Origin of the sequence: Cupriavidus sp. a3 (assembly GCF_051015765.1) — a bacterium.
Taxonomy (GTDB): domain Bacteria; phylum Pseudomonadota; class Gammaproteobacteria; order Burkholderiales; family Burkholderiaceae; genus Cupriavidus; species Cupriavidus oxalaticus_A.
This window is the reverse complement of the sequence record NZ_CP170645.1, coordinates 124,908-144,528: the sequence shown is the minus strand read 5'-3', so window position 1 is coordinate 144,528 and position 19,621 is coordinate 124,908. Positions and strand designations below refer to the sequence as shown.

18 protein-coding genes and 2 pseudogenes are annotated in these 19,621 nt (G+C 61.9%); 15 read left to right on the top strand and 5 right to left on the bottom strand.

Annotation, left to right across the window (positions count from 1 at the left end):
• Positions 1-14: 14 nt before the first annotated feature.
• Both ACAD63_RS33510 and ACAD63_RS33505 read left to right on the top strand, forming a co-directional pair.
• The gene (locus ACAD63_RS33510) at positions 15-974 is read left to right on the top strand and encodes a pirin family protein (protein WP_434035011.1); all 960 of its coding nucleotides are present in this window, start codon (positions 15-17) and stop codon (positions 972-974) included.
• A gap of 86 nt (positions 975-1,060) precedes the next feature.
• Positions 1,061-1,798 (top strand): acyloxyacyl hydrolase, encoded by a 738-nt coding sequence (locus ACAD63_RS33505; RefSeq protein ID WP_434035010.1) that lies wholly within the window; start codon positions 1,061-1,063, stop codon positions 1,796-1,798.
• Here ACAD63_RS33505 and ACAD63_RS33500 read toward each other — a convergent pair.
• On the bottom strand, positions 1,786-2,061 hold the full coding sequence (locus tag ACAD63_RS33500) for a TetR/AcrR family transcriptional regulator C-terminal domain-containing protein (protein ID WP_434035076.1): 276 nt from the start codon (positions 2,059-2,061) through the stop codon (positions 1,786-1,788). The genes ACAD63_RS33505 and ACAD63_RS33500 overlap by 13 nt on opposite strands.
• 53 nt (positions 2,062-2,114) lie before the next feature.
• Positions 2,115-2,180 (bottom strand): annotated as a pseudogene (locus ACAD63_RS33495) (TetR/AcrR family transcriptional regulator); the annotation flags it as partial.
• Positions 2,181-2,263: 83 nt separating this feature from the next.
• Here ACAD63_RS33495 and ACAD63_RS33490 point away from each other — a divergent pair.
• From ACAD63_RS33490 to aceE, 4 genes and pseudogenes are all read left to right on the top strand, one after another.
• Positions 2,264-2,662 (top strand): annotated as a pseudogene (locus tag ACAD63_RS33490) (branched-chain amino acid ABC transporter permease); the annotation flags it as partial.
• A complete protein-coding gene (locus ACAD63_RS33485) occupies positions 2,659-3,435 on the top strand; it encodes an ABC transporter ATP-binding protein (protein WP_434035009.1) in 777 nt (258 codons plus the stop codon). The pseudogene ACAD63_RS33490 and the gene ACAD63_RS33485, both read left to right, overlap by 4 nt.
• A 2-nt stretch (positions 3,436-3,437) precedes the next feature.
• Positions 3,438-4,145 carry a YciI family protein gene (locus ACAD63_RS33480; RefSeq protein WP_434035008.1) on the top strand — a complete coding sequence of 236 codons (708 nt, stop codon included), beginning with the start codon at positions 3,438-3,440 and terminating at the stop codon, positions 4,143-4,145.
• Between the two features lie 156 nt (positions 4,146-4,301).
• Complete coding sequence (aceE, locus tag ACAD63_RS33475; protein WP_434035007.1) at positions 4,302-6,983, top strand: pyruvate dehydrogenase (acetyl-transferring), homodimeric type; 2,682 nt, start codon at positions 4,302-4,304, stop codon at positions 6,981-6,983.
• A 10-nt stretch (positions 6,984-6,993) separates the two neighbouring features.
• Here aceE and ACAD63_RS33470 read toward each other — a convergent pair whose 3' ends face one another.
• Together ACAD63_RS33470 and ACAD63_RS33465 are read right to left on the bottom strand one after the other, a co-directional pair.
• The gene (locus ACAD63_RS33470; protein WP_434035006.1) at positions 6,994-7,959 is read right to left on the bottom strand and encodes a LysR family transcriptional regulator; all 966 of its coding nucleotides are present in this window, start codon (positions 7,957-7,959) and stop codon (positions 6,994-6,996) included.
• 248 nt (positions 7,960-8,207) lie between these two features.
• Positions 8,208-9,614: an alginate export family protein gene (locus ACAD63_RS33465; protein ID WP_434035005.1), complete on the bottom strand. Its 1,407-nt coding sequence runs from the start codon at positions 9,612-9,614 to the stop codon at positions 8,208-8,210.
• Positions 9,615-10,661: 1,047 nt separating this feature from the next.
• Here ACAD63_RS33465 and wrbA point away from each other — a divergent pair.
• From wrbA to ACAD63_RS33430, 7 genes are all read left to right on the top strand, one after another.
• Complete coding sequence (wrbA, locus tag ACAD63_RS33460; RefSeq protein WP_434035004.1) at positions 10,662-11,396, top strand: NAD(P)H:quinone oxidoreductase; 735 nt, start codon at positions 10,662-10,664, stop codon at positions 11,394-11,396.
• Positions 11,359-11,934, top strand: a complete 576-nt coding sequence (locus ACAD63_RS33455; RefSeq protein ID WP_434035003.1) for a VOC family protein — start codon at positions 11,359-11,361, stop codon at positions 11,932-11,934. Before wrbA ends, ACAD63_RS33455 begins: the two co-directional genes overlap by 38 nt.
• A gap of 48 nt (positions 11,935-11,982) precedes the next feature.
• Positions 11,983-12,996: a TAXI family TRAP transporter solute-binding subunit gene (locus ACAD63_RS33450; RefSeq protein WP_434035002.1), complete on the top strand. Its 1,014-nt coding sequence runs from the start codon at positions 11,983-11,985 to the stop codon at positions 12,994-12,996.
• A gap of 201 nt (positions 12,997-13,197) precedes the next feature.
• Entirely contained in the window at positions 13,198-14,067 is an 870-nt protein-coding gene (locus tag ACAD63_RS33445; RefSeq protein WP_434035001.1) for a hypothetical protein, read from the top strand.
• Between the two features lie 98 nt (positions 14,068-14,165).
• Positions 14,166-14,885, top strand: a complete 720-nt coding sequence (locus ACAD63_RS33440; protein WP_434035000.1) for a dienelactone hydrolase family protein — start codon at positions 14,166-14,168, stop codon at positions 14,883-14,885.
• A 144-nt stretch (positions 14,886-15,029) separates the two neighbouring features.
• Positions 15,030-15,605 carry a VOC family protein gene (locus ACAD63_RS33435; protein WP_434034999.1) on the top strand — a complete coding sequence of 192 codons (576 nt, stop codon included), beginning with the start codon at positions 15,030-15,032 and terminating at the stop codon, positions 15,603-15,605.
• Positions 15,606-15,829: 224 nt separating this feature from the next.
• Positions 15,830-17,089, top strand: coding sequence for an Nramp family divalent metal transporter (locus tag ACAD63_RS33430; RefSeq protein WP_434035075.1), 1,260 nt, complete (start codon positions 15,830-15,832; stop codon positions 17,087-17,089).
• A 99-nt stretch (positions 17,090-17,188) separates the two neighbouring features.
• On the opposite strand, the gene ACAD63_RS33425 is transcribed toward ACAD63_RS33430, so the two are convergent.
• Complete coding sequence (locus tag ACAD63_RS33425) at positions 17,189-18,097, bottom strand: LysR family transcriptional regulator (protein ID WP_434034998.1); 909 nt, start codon at positions 18,095-18,097, stop codon at positions 17,189-17,191.
• 132 nt (positions 18,098-18,229) lie between these two features.
• Between ACAD63_RS33425 and ACAD63_RS33420 the strand changes: the two genes are divergently transcribed.
• Positions 18,230-19,057: a VOC family protein gene (locus ACAD63_RS33420; protein WP_434034997.1), complete on the top strand. Its 828-nt coding sequence runs from the start codon at positions 18,230-18,232 to the stop codon at positions 19,055-19,057.
• Positions 19,058-19,123: 66 nt separating this feature from the next.
• Entirely contained in the window at positions 19,124-19,567 is a 444-nt protein-coding gene (locus ACAD63_RS33415; RefSeq protein ID WP_434034996.1) for a nuclear transport factor 2 family protein, read from the top strand.
• The last annotated feature ends 54 nt before the right edge of the window (positions 19,568-19,621 follow it).

Sequence of the window (19,621 nt, the reverse complement as noted above, 5' to 3'; positions counted from 1 at the left end):
GCAAGGAGTCGATCATGAGCAACACCACGGCACAAGCCACGCCTTCAACATCGCGCGACTGTGAACCATGCCACGGCCAGCCGGTGCTGGAACGTATCCCGACGCGGCCGGCAGAGGTTGGCGAAGGCCTGATCATCCACCGTGCCTTGCCCAACCGGCAGCGGCGCATGGTTGGCGCCTGGTGTTTCCTTGACCACGCGGGGCCGATCGACTTTCCCGACGGGCGCGGCTTGAACGTCGGGCCGCATCCGCATATCGGTCTGCAGACCTTTACCTGGATGATCGAGGGCGAAGTGCTGCACCGCGACAGCCTTGGCTATGAGCAGGTGGTCAGACCGGGGCAGGTCAACCTGATGACGGCGGGCAATGGCATTGCCCATGCGGAACATTCCATCGGCACCGGCGGCCGCCTGCACGCCGCCCAGCTCTGGATTGCACTGCCGGACGGCAAGCGGCACATGGCGCCGGCATTCCAGAACTATCCTGATCTGCCGCGCGTGGTGTCGGGCGGGTTTGGCATCACGGTCTTGGCTGGAACGGCGTTCGGCCAGACCTCGCCAGTGGCGGTGCATTCGCCGCTGGTCGGGATGGACCTTGCAACCGGACAGGCCGCCAGCACGATCATTGCTGCCGAGCCTGCGTTTGAATACGCGGTGCTTACGCTCAGCGGCAAGGCGGCCGTGGAGGGAGAGGTGCTGGATCCCGGCACGCTGCTCTACCTCGGCACCGGGCGGCGGCAGATTGCCGTGCGCAGCGATGGGCCAGCCGACCTGCTGTTGATCGGCGGAATGCCGTTTGAAGAGGAGATCGTGCTCTGGTGGAACTTCGTGGCACGCAGCACGGCCGAGATCGAAGCTGCCACGCGCGACTGGAACGGCGGCGCCAGCCGCTTTGGCGACGTTGCGGGGGATGTCGGTACCCGCCTGGTTGCGCCTGACGTGACTGGCATGCACCTCAAGCCGCAGCGGCGCTGAAGCCGGGACGCTGGGGTACGGGGCTGCACGCCAGTGCGTTCCCTCAGGAATCGACCGCAAGGCTGCCGCCTTGCGGTCGATTTGCATTGGAGCGCAATCTCGCTCGCTATTGTTCCGGCATTGGAACGCTGTGTTTGTGCCAGGCAGGCTTCCGGAAAATCGTGCCGCTGATATCTTCGGTCGCGGTCATAACAAGAGAAAACGGCGGTGCTGCGTCGATTCGCGGACGCTGCCGGAGCCTAACGATGTCAGTAAAGAAACCAACCACCTTCCGCGCCCGGAACCGGGCCGCCGCGATGCTGCCGCTCGCGGCAGGTCTTTGCGCATTGCCGGTTGCGGCGGGCGCGTCAGCGTTCTCCATGCAGGGCGGCTATGGCCGCGATAACGGCCACGGCGTGGAAAAGTATGAAATCGCCGCGCGCTGGGACGACATCGTGCAATGGCAGCTGTCCAGCCGCTTCACGCTCTCGCTGGATGGCGAGGTCAATGTCGCGAACTGGCGCGCATTGTCTGGCCGGCCGTCCGGCCAGCTGATGGAGTACGGCATCTCGCCAATCTTTCGCCTGGGTTATGCCGCGGAATTTGCCACGCCGTTTATCGAGGCGTCAGTGGGTTTGCGCGTGCTCAGCCACACCGAGATCGCCGGCGGCCACCGCATGGGGTCGGCGTTCCAGTTCTCCGACATGGTCGGCGTTGGGGTTGCCTTCGGCAAGGCGCAGCGCCTGACCATCGGCTATCGCTTCCAGCACCTGTCCAACGCCGGCATTCAGGAGCCGAATCCGGGCGTCAACTTCAGCATGGGCTACATCCGCTATCGCTTCTGACGCGCTTTTGAGGACGTGCCGGCATCAATGGCCGGCACGATCACCGCGATCGCGTCGCGGACCAGCGCATCGATCTCGGCGTCGTCCGGACGGACGCCGGTAGCTAGCGCACGGTGCAGGACGCTGGCCAGCACCATGCCGTGGAACAGCCTGGCACTGACCTCAGGGCTTGCCGAGAGCCGCGTGCCTCTCGCCTGCTGGCTGCCAAGGAAGGCCGCAACATAGGCGCAGGTCGCCGCCGGGCCGCGCCGCGCGTATACCAGGCGTTCCCCAGCGCGGGGAAGCGCCGCGACTCCGCGAAGATCAGCCGCAGGAACGCCAGGTGGCGTTCCTCCAGCAGCGACTGCAGAAAACTGTGCGCGATCTTGCCGAGCCCCTGCACCGCATCGCAGCGCGACACATCCACGCCCTTCTCGGTCTTTTCCAGGAAGCGGTCGCACAGCCCGCGACGCGGCGCCGGCAGCGCAGGTGCTCGGCATCGACATGCACGGGCTGAAGACCGCGATGTTCGTGCTGTCGGCCATGCTCGGCTCGCTGGCGGGAAGCCTGTTTGCGCACTATGTGTCGTTCGTCAGCGTGCAGAGCTTTGCGGTGGAGCGCTCGATCGTGTTCCTGCTGGTGCCGGTGGTGGCAGGCGCGCGCTCCACCTACGGCGTGGTGATCGGCGCATTGTTTGTGTCGCTGGTGCCGGAGTTGCTGAGCGGATTGGGGGATTTCCACCAGGTGCTGTTTGGCGCGGTGCTGGTGCTGGTGGTCACGCTGATGCCGGGCGGGATCATGGGTGGGCTCGCGGACATGGTTGGCCGCATGCATCGCCGCAGCTTCGGCCGGACGCACAACCCCGCATTGAAGGAGGTCCAATGAAATCCGCCATCGCTGAATTCGGCACCAGTGCTGCGGGTCGAAGGGTCGCGCACAGCTTTGGCGGCCTTGACGTGCTGCGCAATGTTGCGTTCGATGTGCCGGCCGCCGGCATCATCGGTCTGATCGGCCCCAACGGCAGTGGCAAGACCACCTGCTTCAACATCATCTCCGGCTTTCTGCGACCCAAGGGCGGCAAGGTGCTGCTGGCGGGGCGCGACATTACCGCGGACAGCGTGCAGCAGCGCAGCCGCGCCGGACTGGTGCGCACGTTCCAGACGCCGCAGGTGTTCGAGCACATGACGGTGCTGGAAAACCTGATGGCCGGCTGCCACAAGGCCACGCGCTCGGGCGTGGTGCATGCGATGCTGCGCTCGCCGCTGTCGCGCCGCGAGCTGCAGTCGATGCAGGAGGCCGCGCTGGGATGCGCGAGGAAGTTCGGTCTGGAAGGCCTGCTGCAGCACCGCGCCGGCACGCTGCCGGCGGGCCAGCGGCGCATCGTGGAACTGGCGCGCGCCTGCATCGGCGAACCCCACCTGCTGCTGCTGGATGAACCGTCCTCGGGGCTGAACAGCGAGGAAATCGAACTGCTGCGCGCGTGGATCCTGCGCCTGAACGGCGAAGGCATGACCATCCTGCTGGTGTCGCACGACATGGGGCTGATGACGATCTGCGGCACCGCCCACGTGCTGTATTACGGGGAAATCATTGCCAGCGGCACGCTGCAAGCCGTGCAGGCGGATCCGCGCGTGCGCGAAGCCTATATGGGAGTCTGACCATGCTGAAAGTGAAAGGCCTGTATGCTAGCTACAGCCCGGTGCCCGTGATGCATGACATCGACATGGAGGTCGGACCGGGCGAGGCGGTGGCCGTGGCCTTGACGATGCTGCCCGCCATGGGCCGCACACAGTTCGCAGACTTCGTCATGCGTGAAGCGCATTGCGCCGCCGCGCGCACGCCTGCCGGCTTGCTCGGCCAGCCGCAGGTTGTCGCGCACCAACAGCTCGCCGAACAGGTTGCGGTTCTCCAGCACTACGGCAATGCCATGCTCGAAGCGGCGATGCCCCGGCACATGGCCGATTTCCACCCCGTCCAGCCCCGACAGCGTGCGCACAAGCGCGGTCTTGCCCGCGCCATTGGCGCCCTGCTGCTTTTGCTGTCCCAGGCCAGGCATTTCAATAGATATGTTGATATGGAATTCATCATTCATTGCCTTGACCACGCCGATGCGCAGCAGCGCCGGCTCGATAGTTACGACGCACATCGCGCCTACCTGGCTGCCGCAAAGGTCCGGTGCGTCATGTGCGGGCCGTTGATGTCCGATGACGGCGACCGCATGATCGGCAGCATGTTCCTCGTGCGTGCGCAGGACAAGCGGCAGGTCATCGACTTCACCAGGGGAGATCCCTTCCAGCAGGCCGCCGTGTCGAAAGAGGTGCAGATTCATCCATTCATGCTGCGGGTAGACAACCGCGATCCCGACTGAACGGACGCGATGGTGTTTCCCTCGGGGAAACACGGTGTTCGCCGCTTGCAGTCTTATCGTAAGGAGTGCCCGATGCTAGCCTTGCAGGCTGGTCCCGTGGCGCGTGCAGCGGCTGCGGGGCGCCTTGCCTGACTGACGCATCCGAGGAGCACGAATATGGCGCAAGCCCACCCAGCCCCGTCCCGCAACGATGACATCGACACCGAGGAAACCGCCGAATGGCTGGATGCATTTGACTCCGTCATCGCGTACGAGGGTCCGGAGCGGGCGCATTACCTGATCGAGCGGCTGATCGAACGGGCGCACGGTGCCGGCATCTGCCTGCCGTTCAGTGCGAATACCGCCTACCTCAACACCATCCCGGTGGAGATGCAGGCGCGCAGCCCCGGCGACCACGAGCTGGAGCACCGCATCCGCTCCTATATCCGCTGGAACGCGATCGCGCTGGTGTTGCGCGCGGCGCGCGATACCAATGTCGGCGGCCATATCGCCAGCTTCGCCTCCGCCGCCACGCTGTATGAAGTTGGCTTCAATCATTTCTGGCATGCGCCGTCGGCGCGGCATGGCGGCGACCTGGTGTTCTTTCAGGGCCATTCCGCGCCGGGCTTCTACGCGCGCGCCTTCCTGGAGGGGCGGCTGACGGCAGAGCAGATGGACAACTTTCGCCAGGAGGTGGGCGGCAACGGCATCTCCTCCTACCCGCACCCCTGGCTGATGCCGGATTTCTGGCAGTTCCCGACCGTGTCGATGGGCCTGGGGCCGATCATGGGCATCTACCAGGCGCGCTTCATGAAATACCTGCAGGACCGCGGCTTCGGCCAGCATCACGGCCGCAAGGTGTGGGTGTTCTGTGGCGACGGCGAGATGGACGAGCCCGAGTCGCGCGGCGCGCTGGGCATGGCCGGGCGCGAGCAACTTGACAACCTGGTCTTCGTCATCAACTGCAACCTGCAGCGGCTGGATGGCCCGGTGCGTGGCAACGGCAAGATCATCCAGGAACTGGAATCCGAGTTCCGCGGTGCCGGCTGGAACGTGGTCAAGGTGGTGTGGGGCAGCAAGTGGGATGCGCTGCTGGCGCGGGACAAGGCCGGCATCCTCGCGCGGCGCATGATGGAATGCGTCGACGGCGACTACCAGACCTTCAAGTCGAAGGACGGTGCCTACGTGCGCGAGCATTTTTTCAACACTCCCGAGCTCAAGGCCCTGGTGGCGGACTGGTCCGACGATGACATCTGGGCCCTGAACCGCGGCGGCCACGATCCGCACAAGGTCTACGCCGCCTACCAGGCCGCGAGCGAGCACCGCGGCCAGCCTACCGTGATCCTGGCCAAGACCATCAAGGGCTATGGCATGGGCGAGGCCGGCGAGGCGCAGAACATCACCCACCAGCAGAAGAGCATGCGGGTGGAGGCGCTGGCGCACTTCCGCGACCGCTTCCGCCTGCCGTTGTCCGACCAGCAACTCGACGAGTTGCCTTACCTCAGCTTCGAGGAAGGATCGCGCGAGCATGCTTACCTGCATGAGCGGCGCCAGGCCCTGGGCGGCTACCTGCCGGCACGGCGCCGCCGCGGGCCGTCGTTGCCGGTGCCAGAGCTGTCTGCCTTCGAGGCCCAGCTCAGGGCCAGCGGGGAGGGCCGCGAGTTCTCCACCGCGATGAGCTTCGTGCGCATCCTCAATACGCTGCTGCGCGACAAGACGCTGGGCCGGCGCATCGTGCCCATCGTTTCGGACGAGTCGCGCACCTTCGGCATGGAGGGCCTGTTCAGGCAGATCGGCATCTGGTCGCAGCAGGGGCAGACCTACACGCCGCAGGATGCGTCGCAGCTCAGCTTCTACAAGGAGTCGAAGGACGGCCAGATCCTGCAGGAAGGGATCAACGAGGCCGGCGCCATGGCCGACTGGATCGCTGCCGCCACCTCATACTCGACGCACGGCGAGCCGATGATCCCGTTCTTCATCTTCTATTCGATTTTCGGCTTCCAGCGCTTCGGCGACCTTGCCTGGGCGGCAGGAGACCAGCGTGCGCGCGGCTTCCTCCTGGGCGGCACCGCCGGGCGCACCACGCTCAATGGGGAAGGGCTGCAGCACGAGGACGGCCACAGCCTGGTATGGGGCGGCACCATCCCCAACTGCATCAGCTATGACCCGACCTTTGCCTACGAGCTCGCCGTGATCATCCAGGACGGCCTGCGCCGCATGGTGCAGGAGCAGGAGGATGTGTATTACTACCTCACGGTCATGAATGAAAACTACGAGCACCCGGCCATGCCTGAGGGCGCCGAAGCGGACATCCTGAAGGGGATGTACCTGTTCCGGCGCGGCAAGGAGGGCGCAGGCGGCGAGCCTCGCGTACAGCTGCTCGGCGCCGGCACCATCTTCCGCGAGGTCATCGCCGCAGCGCAGCTACTGGAGGAGGACTGGGGCGTGCAGGCCGATCTGTGGGGCTGCCCCAGCTTTACCGAGCTCGCGCGCGAAGGCAACGCGGTGGTGCGCTGGAACCTGCTACACCCTGGCGACAAGGCGCGGCGCTCGCACGTGGAGCAATGCCTGGCGCCGATGCAGGGTCCGGTGATCGCCGCTACCGACTACGTACGCGCGCTGGCCGAGCAGATCCGCCCGTTCGTGCCGCGGCGCTACGCCGTGCTGGGCACAGACGGCTATGGCCGCTCCGATACGCGTGAACAGCTGCGGCATTTCTTCGAAGTGGACCGCTACTGGATTGTGATGACCGCGCTCAAGGCGCTGGCGGATGACGGCGTCGTCGATGCCGCGCTGGTAGGGCAGGCCCTCGGCAAGTACGGAGTGGATCCCGACAAGCCGTATCCATTGCACGCCTGACGCCCGCGGCTCAACCGTGCCGCAGCAGGGGCGCCGACTCAGGCACTTGGCTGCCGCCCGCGGCGCGGGCCTCCCACGGCGGCGGTGACATTGCCCGCTGCAGGAATTGCACCAGGGTCCGCACTTTCTGCGAGGTGAAGTTGCTGCGCGGATAGATCGCGAAGATGCCGTCGTCGAGCGGAACCTCTTGCGGCAGCACCTGGACCAGGCGGCCCGCCGCCACGTCCGCCGAGATAATGAACAACGGCAATACCGCAATGCCATGGCCGGCCAGCGCCGCGTCGCGCAGCACTTCGCCGTTGTTGGCGGTGAAGACCCCGCGCGGAGCGATGACCTTCGGCGCGGCCTGCGGGGTCGCGCCACGGAACGCCCACACCTGTCCGGGCGCGGCGTTGCTGTACGACAGGCAGGCATGCTGCGAGATGTGGGCAAGGCTGGCCGGCAGCCCGGCGCGCGCGGCGTAGGCCGGGCTGCAGCATGCGATGCGCCGGCTCACCGCCAGCCGGCGCGCGATCAGCGCGCTGTCGCCCAGACGGGTGATGCGAATGGCAACGTCGTAGCGCTCATGGCCGGTATCGGTCAAGCGGTCATCCAGTTCCATCACGACATGCAGGCGCGGGTGGGCGCTGGCAAACTCGGCGACCAGCGGTGACAGCCAGAGCGTGCCGAAGCTCATCGGCGCAAGGATGCGCAACTCGCCGCATAGCTGCTGCGATGTCTCGGAAATGCTTTCCGCCGCATGCGTCAGTTGCGCCATCGCAGCACGGGCCTGTTCGTAGAAATGCCTGCCGCTTTCGGTGGGCTGCACGCTGCGCGTGGAACGCTGCAGCAAGGTCACCCCAAGGCTGCGCTCCAGGTCGCTGATACGTTTGCTGACAACGGACTTCGACAGTGCCATGTGGCGCGCGGCACCACTGACGCTCCCTAGCTCCACCACCAGCAGGTATGCCTCAATTTCCTCGGTCTTGAGTTGCATGTTGAATTCCAGTTTTTCGTTGCACGCGGATAGGATACTGAACGGTACGGTGCAACAGCAATGGATGCGAAAACTCTCACAAGCGTTTGGAGTTTGCGCTGGCCCCAATCCTTCCAGACATGCCTCGTCGAAATCACCTGGACGCCGCCATCCCGCATTTAACAGACGTCACCGGGGCTGGTACTCATCCACTGAGTTTTCCGGCCTTCCAGCTTGCGAATCTGTAGAGTGGCAAACTTGCGTTTCGGTCAGAACGTATAGGCTGCAGACAGGTAGGTGAAGTTAGTGTTGTGGCCACCGACCGCGCTTAGCACCCTGGCGATGTCCACGTGCACGAGGCCGGCATTCATCGCGAGATGCCGATTCACCTGCCAGAACACATCCAGAGCGAGTTGGCTGCTCGTGAAACGCCCGGCGCGGCCTGCGGTGCCTGCGATGGGTACGGCCGCTGCTGTGTAGACAGCGTCGCTCGTGGTCTGTCGCCAGACGAAGTCGCACGATAAAGTGAAGCGAAGATGATCTGTCGGCTTAAGCGTCAATGAAGGCTGGATGTCCATCACGTTCGATGCACCGAGCAGTCCAGCCTGATTGAAGTAGGCGAGCTTGGGGAAGAGTCCGCCATATGTGCCGAGCTTGCCATCATGAGGATCACGGTCACCGCTACCAATGGTGGCCTTTAGTCCCGTCCTTGCCTTCCAGTTGCCCACCGCAAAGGCGTATCCAGTGTCGCCGGAGAATCCCCACGCCAAAAGGTCTTGTCTGCTGAAGCTGCCGAACTGCACCAGTCCTTCCCAGTCCCAGTCCCAACGGCCGCTAGCGCCGAACACCCGCGTCCCGACGGAATGCCGCCTCTCCACCCCGGTGCCAACGCTGAACAGCGCTCGGCTGTTCTCGAAACCCAGATAGTACAGATCCGCGCCCGAAGCCGGGATGACGGACTTCGGGAAGGTCGTGTAAAGCCCCCAGAAGCCCTGCGCATGATTCGGCTGGTCGTCGAAGTTGCCTGCCTTCAATAGCACCGGGCGCGTCGCGAACACATCCAGCCTGATGTCGCCAGCCGTGCCGCCCAGACGCACTCCGTCGAACGAGCGCCTGACGTTGGGCGCGTCGCGTACCGAGACTAGCCGCTGGGAGCCGTAGGCCATTTCCTGCCTGCCGACGCGCAGCGTTGGCAGGCCCGCAGGTGCGGCGGCATCGGCAACCACCGGCAGGCGTAGATCCACAAAGGCCTGCTGTAGATCCAGACGGTCCTCGTACGGCGGTGTGGCAATGTTCTTGCCTGGCGCCAAATGGTTGCCGAACTGGACGAAGCCACGCAAGTAGTCGCCCGCGTGCAAGTCGGCATGGAGCAGGACGCGGTGCAGCAAGTATCCGTCTGGCGAGGGACCGGGCACTCCAAAGTTCGGCGCTGAGTAGTTTTCGAAGCGCTCCCGGATCTCGCCGCCCAGGCTCAGGTAGGCGTTGTTGGAGCCAATGGGGACGTACTTGATGGGATCCCAGCTGTCGACTTGCCTTGTCGGATCCTGCAGGTAGTGATAGTCCTCGTCATAGCGGAACAGTTTATAGTGCGGCTCCGCTGCGGCCGTCGGGGTTTGAGCCAGGGCCTGGCAAGCCACGCTGGCTAGCGCGAATATTAGGAATCGAGCCTTGCCCATATTGATTCTCGCCCTGGTGAGGGAGAAAAGGATGGTCCGACAATGATTGGCGCCTACCCGGTGAGCGGGTGCCGTTCGTGTGACGCGCCCTGTGCCACCAAGGGCTAGCTGTGTGTGCAGCCTAGGAGAGGAACCCGCTTCGAGCAAGGATCCTGGTACGCATTGTCTGATGCCCGCAAACAGTAATTCCGGATGAATGCCTTCCCTGCAGCCACGGTCCAGAGTTGTCGTGAGGCCAACTCGAATGCGCGCAGGCGCGCTACCAACGGCCTCCCGCCATTGGGATCTCCTGTGCCATTTTGAGAAGACGCCGCAGGGCATCGACCATGGGCGCCTCTGATGAATGACCCGATGCCTATGTCCACTTCACGCCCGGGCTGGTTACTGATGCCGGGCACTACCGTTAAGTCGACCGAGCAGTTTCTGCGCGCGTACATGAAGAATTTCCATGTTTTTGTCGCGCGGGTCCTCCAGGTTCTTCCGCCGCACAGGGCAGGTTGACCGTTCAGGCGGTGATGGGATGGTCACATTCGTCGCAACAGGCAGGCTACTTCCGCCTGCGCTGCTACCACTATCCTTTCCCGCCCGACGGTATCCGTTTCCCTTCCGCCAGCGAGCGGCCTCACCAGGGATGTTTGTCATAAGGCCAAGCTGCCATCGCGAAGGTCGATGGCAGCATCACCAATCGCTGCTTTACGGGCAGCGCTGCATCTTTCACCCTCAAGCGTTTTCACCATCTTTCGGTCCTCGCTTCTCGCGGCGCGGCTGCGTCAAGCATAGTGCGTCAGATGCGTGCCTTGTCGTCGACGAACCTTGATCATTCGAATCCGAGAATAAAGCGAATACGGTATATGAAATAGCAGAAATGTCGAAAATTTATTACCTTGAAGGTCATTATGCTTGCATAAAAATTTCAGTTTCAAATCAGTGTGCCGGATATATTTTGATGCCACGGGAATAATGAACTGGATCGAAACCTGAAATATATTCTCGCGAGTAAGATTTCTTTTTTATTATTTGCGCCGAAAATATCCATTGAGATAGACGTTGATCGAAAGAATTACACGAACGGAAACTGACGAGGTCTCGGAAGATTCCGCCGTCCGCGTGCTGGTCATTTTTCACTCGTGGTCTGGAAATACGCTGTCACTTGCCCAGGCAGTCGCAGACGGTGCAACGAGCGAATCCCATGCGAGCGTCTGCATCCGCCGAGTCGCCGAGATACGGGATGAACAGGAACTGCTGTCGGACCGGCGCTTCGGCCAGCAGTTTGCCGCAGCATGCGCATATCCGGTCGTGACCGTGGATGAAGTGCTGGACGCTGACGTGATCATCCTTGGCTGCCCGACGCGCATGGGAACACTGTCGGCCGAGATGAAGCGCTTCATCGACGGGCTAGGTCCGATATGGAGCGACGGGGCATTGGCCAACAAGGTGGGCGCAGCCTTTACAACGGCGTCCACGGCTCATGGTGGTCAGGAAATGACGCTGTTGTCGCTGGTGGTTGCAATGAGCCATCTCGGCATGATCTTGGCGTGCCCGGGGTATACCGCCGACGTCTTCGAAGTCGCGGGATCGCCCTACGGAGCAAGCTCGACATCGAAGCTCGACGGCATTCGCACCCGACCCCGGCCCGCGGATCTTGCAGCGGCCGCCGCACTCGGGGAGCGATCGGCTTGCGTGGGGAGATGGGTACGCCGCGGGCGGCAGATAAAAAAGACTTTAACCGAAGGAGAGAGACAAGATGTCGAGACAAGAAGCAACACTGGAGAACGTGTATAGCCCGATCGGGCATCGGGATATCCGGAAGGACAATGCATTCGGATTGAACCGGATCGATCATTTTGCATTGCCCACACGCAATATCGCGCTGATGGAGCGCTTTATTCGTGAACTGCTGGGTGGCGAGCCGTATTACTACGCCGGGTTCGACGAGGTGGACCGAAAGATGGGCCGCTCGCACCATATCTTCATCCGTGTCGGCGACGTGCTGATGCAGTGCACCGAGACCGACGATGGCTCGATGATCATCCGCAAGGACGATCCGAACATCGCGCCGCACATCGCGTTCAAGGTGTCGGCGGATGACCTGACCCGCAACTTCGAGCGGCTCAGCGAGGTGATTCCCGTGGCAGGTCCCTTCCGGCACCGTGGCGTGGACGTGGTGTCGTTCTATTTCATGAGCCCCGAGGGGCACAAGCTTGAGATCTGTACGTGGGAGCCTTACCCCGAGGAGAAGGCGCGAATGATGGGTGCGCCAGGCGTGGGCATCATGAAATGGGCGGACCTCGTGCACGACTGGCCGAACCAGCCTGAATAAACGCGACCGTGGCGATACCTAATTTCGATTCCATCCAAGGGGCTCACTTTGCTTATTCTCGACGATACCTACCCGGTTGAACTCAAGCTGCTAATGCCGGGCTTCAACTGGCTTCGCCTGGGCGCGGTGGTCGCGCATGCGCTCAATGGCTACCACAGCCCGCTTCCGGCTGGCTCTTCCATATCCGTACACACGCGCCATGCCGGGCGCATGTGCTTCGAAGGTCCGGAGTTGGTCCATCGCGGTGTCTACCATGTCGGCGTGTCGTCGCCGCCGTGGCTCGTCGGGATGCTCGCCCAGAACCGCCTTGAGACAGGACATCCACTCGATCTCGTGGCACTCGCGGTACTGCCGCACAAGGACGTGTCGACCATGATGGTGAGGCGCGACCTCGGCATCAAGCGCGTCGAGGACATACTCGAGCGCAAGATCCCGCTGCGCGTCGGCATCGCTCCGCGCGGCTTCGATCATCCAGGCGGCTGGATCATAGACAAGGTGCTCGAAGAATACGGCTTTAGCCTGGCAGACATCGAATCCTGGGGCGGGAAGGTGATCGATTCCGATCGTGCACCGATCGAAGCGCTGGCGGTGCACGTCAAGGAAAAGAGCCGTGTCCAGAAGATCCGCGACGGCGAACTCGACGCGATCTTCGACGAGGCCATCATGACCAAGCCGTGGAAGGACATTACCGACACCGTTGACATGCAGTTCCTCTCTATCGACGGTCCCGTCCTTGATCGTCTCGCAACCAAGTATGGGGCAAAGCGGGCCGTACTTCCGAAGGGCGCCATGCGTGGCATCGAAGAGGACGTCGCCTGCGTGGATTTCAGCGGCTGGTGCCTCTACTGCCGCCGTGACCTGCCCGAGCGCTATGCCTATCTCGTGACCCAGGCGATTGTCCAGCATGCTTCGGAGGTCGAAGGCATGTACGAGGAGGGACAGTTCAGCCCGCTGACCTCGCGGATCAGCGCCCAGGTGCTCTGCGCCGACGACACGATGACTTACCACCCTGGCGCCGTCCGCTTCTATGAGGAGCATGGAGCCGTGATCGGCGGCCAGTGAACGCTCCGGCTGTTGCCTCAGAAGGATGCCTCTGGGGCATCAGCGGGAAGACGTCGCGGGCCGCCATTTGGCCCATAACAAGAATTCGATCAAAACAAACACCAGAGGATCGACGTGATGCGTAGAAGGAGCTTTCTATACGGTGGACTCGGCGTCGGACTGACATCGATGGCCTGCCAGGGCCGCGCCCTGGCTCAGTTGATGGGTACCGATCCCGACCCGGCGGCCCTTGGCTACAAGAAGCTTGGCACTGTGCTTTCAACTCCCGAAGGCCGGCTGATATCGATGGATTCGCTGCTGTTTATGGACGACGACCGCATCACGACCAACGATGTCGTCGTGGCGGGCTCCTACTGTGGCGCCGCGACGCTGCCGCATGCCACGCGTAAAGGGGTTAAGGCCGTCATTGCCCACGATGCGGGTATCGGGAAAGACGAGGCGGGCGTTAGCGCCATGACCGCCGGCGATGAGCACGGCATGCCGGTGGTCGCCGTGGCATGCATGAGCGCATCAATTTCAAACGGCAATTCCATGGCCCTGGGAACGATCTCTCGTGCCAATCGACTTGCCCGCGAACTAGGGGTGAAGCCGGGGCAGAGCATCAGGGAGGCTGGTGCACTACTGCTCAAGGCGCCTGCCGGAAAGCCAAATGCATTGGCGATCCCGTTCGACAAGAAGGTCTATGAGATGGACCGCGTGGGCGAAGGGAGGATCTTCGCATCATCGGCGCTGACGAACCTGCCACCGGGGCAGGACTACTCGAAGGACGTCATCGCGTGGGGAGCGCACTCGGGCGCGGTCGTCGAGGACCTCATGGCCAAATGGAAGGTGAAGGGCTGGATCGGAAACGACGCCGGTATGGCGAAAAATAACACAGGCATAGGTGGCTTGCCTGTCAGCAATGCATTGGGGATCGCTGCAGCGGCGGTTTCAACAATGTCCGCACGCATTGGCGACGGCATGAGCACCTATAGCGAGGGCGTTATTTCCGCCGTCAACGACGTGGCTGCGGCGAAGGGAGTAAGAATCGGCATGAGAACGCCAGAGGCCCTGCGCATGATGATTCGTTAGTGAGCAGACACGCAATAGCATCCATGGCATGTCCGCCGTGTCGCAACGACGGTCCGCCATGCCACCTTGACCACCTGAGAAACGTTGAGGACTTGTTCATGCATACCGAAGAGATCGACTATTCGCACGGCGGACGAAAGCGGGGCGGATATTTTGCTTGCAATGACAGCATGGCGGGAAAGCGGCCGGGGGTCCTGGTCATTCATGACCTGTGGGGGCTAGGCGAGCAACCGAAGGAGCGTGCGCGCAAGCTCGCCGAGCTGGGCTACGTGGCCCTGGCCGTCGACCTGTATGGCGACCGCAGGCAACCGAAGGCACTGTCGGAGGCGCTACCGCTGGTTGACGAACTCCGATCGGATAACAGGAAGTTCCGCGACTTGTTGAGAGCCGGTCTTGAAATGCTTCGGCAGCATCCGCTGGCCGATGGCTCGAGACTTGCAGCGATTGGATTCTGCCTCGGCGGCATCTCTGTGCTCGAATTGGCGCGAGACGGCGCCGACCTGCGCGGCGTCGTTTGCTTTCACGGCAATCTCGATACGCCAGCGCCAGCGCAAACAGGCCAGGTCAAGTCAGGTGTTCTTGTTTGTACGGGGGGCGACGACCCTCTCATTCCCGGCGCGCAGATCACTGCATTCCAGGAAGAGATGAGAAATGCGGAAGTCGACTGGCAGGTCAATATCTACGGCGGGGCCGAGCACAGCTTCACCAATATTTTTGCGGACCACGCGGGCATTCCGGGAGTCCGATACCACAGAAATGCCGACTTGCGTTCGTGGGAAGCGATGCGCCAGTTCCTGGCCGAGCGCTTTGGAGATTGACTGACCAGAATGCCCATGATGCACTCGATTCGCTTTCTCGAATAGTCCGATTACGGATCGGGATATAGCGGAAATATAGCCACCTGACTATCGTTGACCCGTCCTCAGGAAGAGGAAGAACTTTAACCGAAGGAGAGAGACAAGATGTCGACACAAGAAGCAACGCTGGAGAACGTGTATAGCCCGGTCGGACATCGGGATATCCGGAAGGACAATGCATTCGGATTGAACCGGATCGATCATTTTGCATTGCCCACACGCAATATCGCGCTGATGGAGCGCTTTATTCGTGAACTGCTGGGTGGCGAGCCGTATTACTACGCCGGGTTCGACGAGGTGGACCGAAAGATGGGCCGCTCGCACCATATCTTCATCCGTGTCGGCGACGTGCTGATGCAGTGCACCGAGACCGACGATGGCTCGATGATCATCCGCAAGGACGATCCGAACATCGCGCCGCACATCGCGTTCAAGGTGTCGGCGGATGACCTGACCCGCAACTTCGAGCGGCTCAGCGAGGTGATTCCCGTGGCAGGTCCCTTCCGGCACCGTGGCGTGGACGTGGTGTCGTTCTATTTCATGAGCCCCGAGGGGCACAAGCTTGAGATCTGTACGTGGGAGCCTTACCCCGAGGAGAAGGCGCGAATGATGGGCGCGCCAGGCGTGGGCATCATGAAATGGGCGGACCTCGTGCACGACTGGCCGAACCAGCCTGAATAAACGCCTGCCTGGAAATCGTCCGGAAAGGCTTTGTCGGGTTGCTGGCCGTCCCCGCGCTGGCGGGGATGGCTAGCTCGAAGAGAGCACCACCTGATGCAAATAAAAAATTCCGCAAAAGAAATCGCAGTAACCCATTGTGAGCCTTATTCAAGGACATGCATCTAGGGGTGAAAATGGATGAAACTGAAACCAAAAGGGCCGCCAGCCTGGTAGGCGGCGAGCCGATGTTTCGGATGAGCGCCCGGTCCGGCGGGTGCGAGCTCAAATTGTCTGGCGTGTTGCCATTCTTTGGTCCCGCAGTCGTGGTATCGGTCGCGTACATGGATCCTGGGAATTTCGCTACAAATATCCAGGCGGGCGCACGCTATGGGTATTCCCTGCTGTGGATCGTTCTGCTGGCCAATGTGATCGCCATGCTGTTCCAATCGCTTTCGGCAAAGCTGGGGATTGTTACTGGCCGTAACCTCGCAGAACTGTGCCGCGACCATTTGCCGAAGCCGCTGGTCTACCTGATATGGGTCGTCAGCGAAGTTGCCGCCATGGCCACGGACCTGGCTGAGCTTCTGGGCGGGGCCATCGGGTTGAGCCTGCTCTTCAATCTGCCGCTTCTCGCCGGCATGGCCATTACGGCCATCGTGACCTACGCAATCTTGCTCTTCGAGCGAAGCGGATATCGGCCGTTGGAGGTAATCATCGGTGCGCTGGTCGGCATCATCGGCCTGTCCTATGTGGCAGAACTGTTCATCGTCCCCATTGAATGGGCAGGCGTTGCAGTGCATCTCTTCAGGCCGGAACTGCCGGATGCGCAAGCCGTGACCATTGCAGTGGGGATTATCGGCGCTACGGTCATGCCACACGCGCTCTTCCTGCATTCTGCGCTCACGCAAAACCGTGTCAACGTCAACTCGGAATCCGAGCGTGCGAAGCTGGTGGACGCCTCAAACTACGAAGTTGTGGTTGCCTTGACCGCTGCGGGGGTGATCAATATGGCGATGGTGATCATGGCGGCCGGTGCCTTTCACGCGGGCCATCCCGACGTTGCCAACATTGAATCGGCATACCACACTCTTGCACCCGTTCTCGGCATTGCTGCCGCGGGAGTTTTTCTGTTGTCTCTGATCGCCTCGGGGATATCCAGCTCGGTGGTGGGAACGATGGCCGGGCAGATCATCATGCAGGGCTTCGTCGGCTTTCGAATTCCGGTCTGGCTGCGCCGGGCGATCACGATGGTCCCGAGCTTCATCGTCGTGGCGCTCGGCGTGAATGCGACAGAGGCGCTCGTCACGAGCCAGGTGATACTCAGCCTTGCACTACCGTTCCCGATGATCGCACTGGTCTGGTTCACGTCCCGCACGGACATCATGGGCCGATACCGGAACCGGCCGCTGGTGGTGGGCATCGCGGCCTTTTCGGCGCTGGGCGTCCTGCTCATGAACGCTATCCTGCTCCTTCAAACCTTTGGTGTAAGCGTTCCAGGCCTGTAAGGCCAGCGGATGAGCCCCGCCTGATCGAGCCAGGCCTGGCGGCCTGGACAGGCGCGGGACAGGCGCGGCTGCCTTGCATGGCAGTCCGCGCGCTTTCCTTCAAGACCTGTTCATCTCGAGAATGCTCTTGCGCAGCCAGGCGTGCGCCACGTCATGCTGCGACCGCGGATGCCAATGCTGCGAAATGCTGAACGTCGGCGTGCAAATGGGTACCGGAAGGGTTGTCAGGGGATGGTTCCGGAGCAGCACGGCAGCCAGCCGCTCGGGGACGGTTGCGATCAGGTCGGTGGCAGCCAGCATCTCCGGTACTCCGAAATAGCTAGGGGTTACCACCGCTGTCTCCACCGCGATGCGTGCATCGCGGAAGGCGCGCCTCAGCAAGGCGAGGGAGCTGCCGTTGCCGTCGACGAGGATGTGTTGTGAGGTTGCGTACGCTGAGGTTTCCATGGCCGCGCCGGCGAGCGGATGATCGACACGCAGCAGGCAGACAAACTTGTCTTTGAAAAGAACCTGCCGATACAGTCCGCGCTTGCTCTGGCCCATGTAGCCTATGGCAAGGTCGATGTCGCCGTGCTCAATGCGTTCCGGTGTTTCAAGGTCCAGGGGCCGGATATCAAGCGTCAGATGCGGCGCTTGACGACGCAGGTACTCGACGATTCCCGGCAACGTCACCAAGGTGCCCGCGTCCGCCAACGCGACGCGAAACTTCCGTGAAGCGTCTTGCGGTGAAAACTCCGGCACTGTCTCCCCCGACTGGTCGATGAGGCGAACAGCCTCGAGCAGGGGACGCGACAACTCGATCGCGCGCACCGTGGGTTGCATCGTCTGACCGCTGCGGACGAACAGCGGGTCCCGATAGTGCTGGCGCAGCTTCCCAAGCGCGATGCTGATGCGCGGCTGCGTCGTGTCGAGTGTCTCTGCGGTGCGCGAAACGCTACGCTGGCGAAACAATTCCAGAAAAATCTTCAGGTGCTGCAGATCGACAGCGGTTCGCTGAGCTTCAGTCATATTCGGTTCCGGGAATAGCGAAATTACCAACCATGGCATAGAAGAAATCATACTGATTCAGTATCGTCCAATCAATCCGCTGCACGACAAATCCGCGCGAACTCCATGCTTCAGGAAACAGGAGATGTAGAGATGAGAAATCTGCAGGCAAGCCTCGATCACCTCTCGATCGGCAGTCCCGATCCCGGGTCGTTGGCATCGTTCTATGCGAGTGCGCTTCACCTCTCGGTCGAAGCAAGAGAGGGAGATGCGTTCGAATGCACCGGACGCGAGCGCCGCGTACTGATCGTTCCCGGCACAAAGGGAACGTTGAACTTCGTCGCGCTCAACCTGCCATCGCTGCAGGCGTTGCGTGAGTTTCGGACCCGGCTTGCGAGAGAAGGCGTGGCGATCGAAGCGGCTCCGCCGAGCCTGTTCAGAGAGGAGACCTTTTCCATTGTCGACCCGGATGGAAACCGGCTCGTTTTCGGCCATGCCATACGTGAGGATACCGGCGACGGCATGAAGGCGAGGCTCCAGCATTTCGCCATCGGGACGACCGATATCGATCGTGCGCTTGCGTTCTACCAACAAGTGGTCGGACTGAGAACGAGTGATGTGGTTTGCTCCGACGATGGCCGCGTACGGACCGCATTCCTGCGCGCCGGCGATGAGCATCACATCATCGCGGTGTTCCTGGCGCCGAAGAAATCCTTTGACCATCACTGCTACGAGGCAGGTGACTGGGCTCTGATCCGCGACTGGGCAGATCACTTTGGGACGCTGGACATCCCGCTGGACTGGGGGCCCGGGCGCCACGGTCCGGGTAACAACCTCTTCATCATGATCCGCGATCCGGACCGCAACTGGCTGGAGATCTCCGCTGAACTGGAAGTCGTGCCGGACTTCAAGCCAACCGGAAAATGGGAGCATTGCCAGAAAACCGGTAATTTCTGGGGCGTCGCGTATCTAAGAAGCTGAGAAAAATTCTGGAAAACTACTTCATTTATCCCGCTGGCCTCATTCAATAAACCTGCAAAAAAATATATGAAAAATGCGTTCGAAGACCCGCAAACGATCGACGTAAAGACACGTCTGGCGTGCGAACACACCGTGGTGAGCTTCATGGCCCACTTCGATCAACGTGAGTTCGAAGCCATGGAGGCATACCTGGATCCGGATGGCACGTGGCTTCGCGCGGATGGCGCGGTCAACGGCATCGCGGGTCTTCGTGAACTGGGCAAGGCAGCTCCTGCCGACGTCCGTGTGCGGCACGTGCTGTCCAACTTTCGCATGACCCAGCGGGACGCTGCCCATGTCACGGTCCGCAGCTACGTGACGGTGTATCGGGAACAGTTCACGTGCGATGCGTCGCCTGCCTGTTTCAGTGGCCCGCATCTGGTTGGACGATATACGGACGAGCTCGTCTTGACGGATGGGGCCTGGAAGATCGCGCACAAGACGGTCATCAGGGATTTCGTCAGGGATTAGGCGCTTCACGGAAGACTAACGATTGTGTGACAGCTTCCTTGCAGGAAGCGCGAG

Bases quoted from the DNA above. Each gene is read 5' to 3' on its own strand.
- ACAD63_RS33420 (WP_434034997.1), top strand. From the start codon at position 18,230: ATGAGAAATCTGCAGGCAAGCCTCGATCACCTCTCGATCGGCAGTCCC.
- ACAD63_RS33415 (WP_434034996.1), top strand. From the start codon at position 19,124: ATGAAAAATGCGTTCGAAGACCCGCAAACGATCGACGTAAAGACACGT.
- ACAD63_RS33510 (WP_434035011.1), top strand. From the start codon at position 15: ATGAGCAACACCACGGCACAAGCCACGCCTTCAACATCGCGCGACTGT.
- ACAD63_RS33480 (WP_434035008.1), top strand. From the start codon at position 3,438: ATGCTGAAAGTGAAAGGCCTGTATGCTAGCTACAGCCCGGTGCCCGTG.
- ACAD63_RS33425 (WP_434034998.1), bottom strand. From the start codon at position 18,097: ATGACTGAAGCTCAGCGAACCGCTGTCGATCTGCAGCACCTGAAGATT.
- ACAD63_RS33440 (WP_434035000.1), top strand. From the start codon at position 14,166: ATGCATACCGAAGAGATCGACTATTCGCACGGCGGACGAAAGCGGGGC.
- ACAD63_RS33465 (WP_434035005.1), bottom strand. From the start codon at position 9,614: ATGGGCAAGGCTCGATTCCTAATATTCGCGCTAGCCAGCGTGGCTTGC.
- ACAD63_RS33470 (WP_434035006.1), bottom strand. From the start codon at position 7,959: ATGCAACTCAAGACCGAGGAAATTGAGGCATACCTGCTGGTGGTGGAG.
- ACAD63_RS33485 (WP_434035009.1), top strand. From the start codon at position 2,659: ATGAAATCCGCCATCGCTGAATTCGGCACCAGTGCTGCGGGTCGAAGG.
- ACAD63_RS33435 (WP_434034999.1), top strand. From the start codon at position 15,030: ATGTCGACACAAGAAGCAACGCTGGAGAACGTGTATAGCCCGGTCGGA.
- ACAD63_RS33430 (WP_434035075.1), top strand. From the start codon at position 15,830: ATGTTTCGGATGAGCGCCCGGTCCGGCGGGTGCGAGCTCAAATTGTCT.
- aceE (WP_434035007.1), top strand. From the start codon at position 4,302: ATGGCGCAAGCCCACCCAGCCCCGTCCCGCAACGATGACATCGACACC.
- ACAD63_RS33445 (WP_434035001.1), top strand. From the start codon at position 13,198: ATGGGTACCGATCCCGACCCGGCGGCCCTTGGCTACAAGAAGCTTGGC.
- ACAD63_RS33455 (WP_434035003.1), top strand. From the start codon at position 11,359: ATGTCGAGACAAGAAGCAACACTGGAGAACGTGTATAGCCCGATCGGG.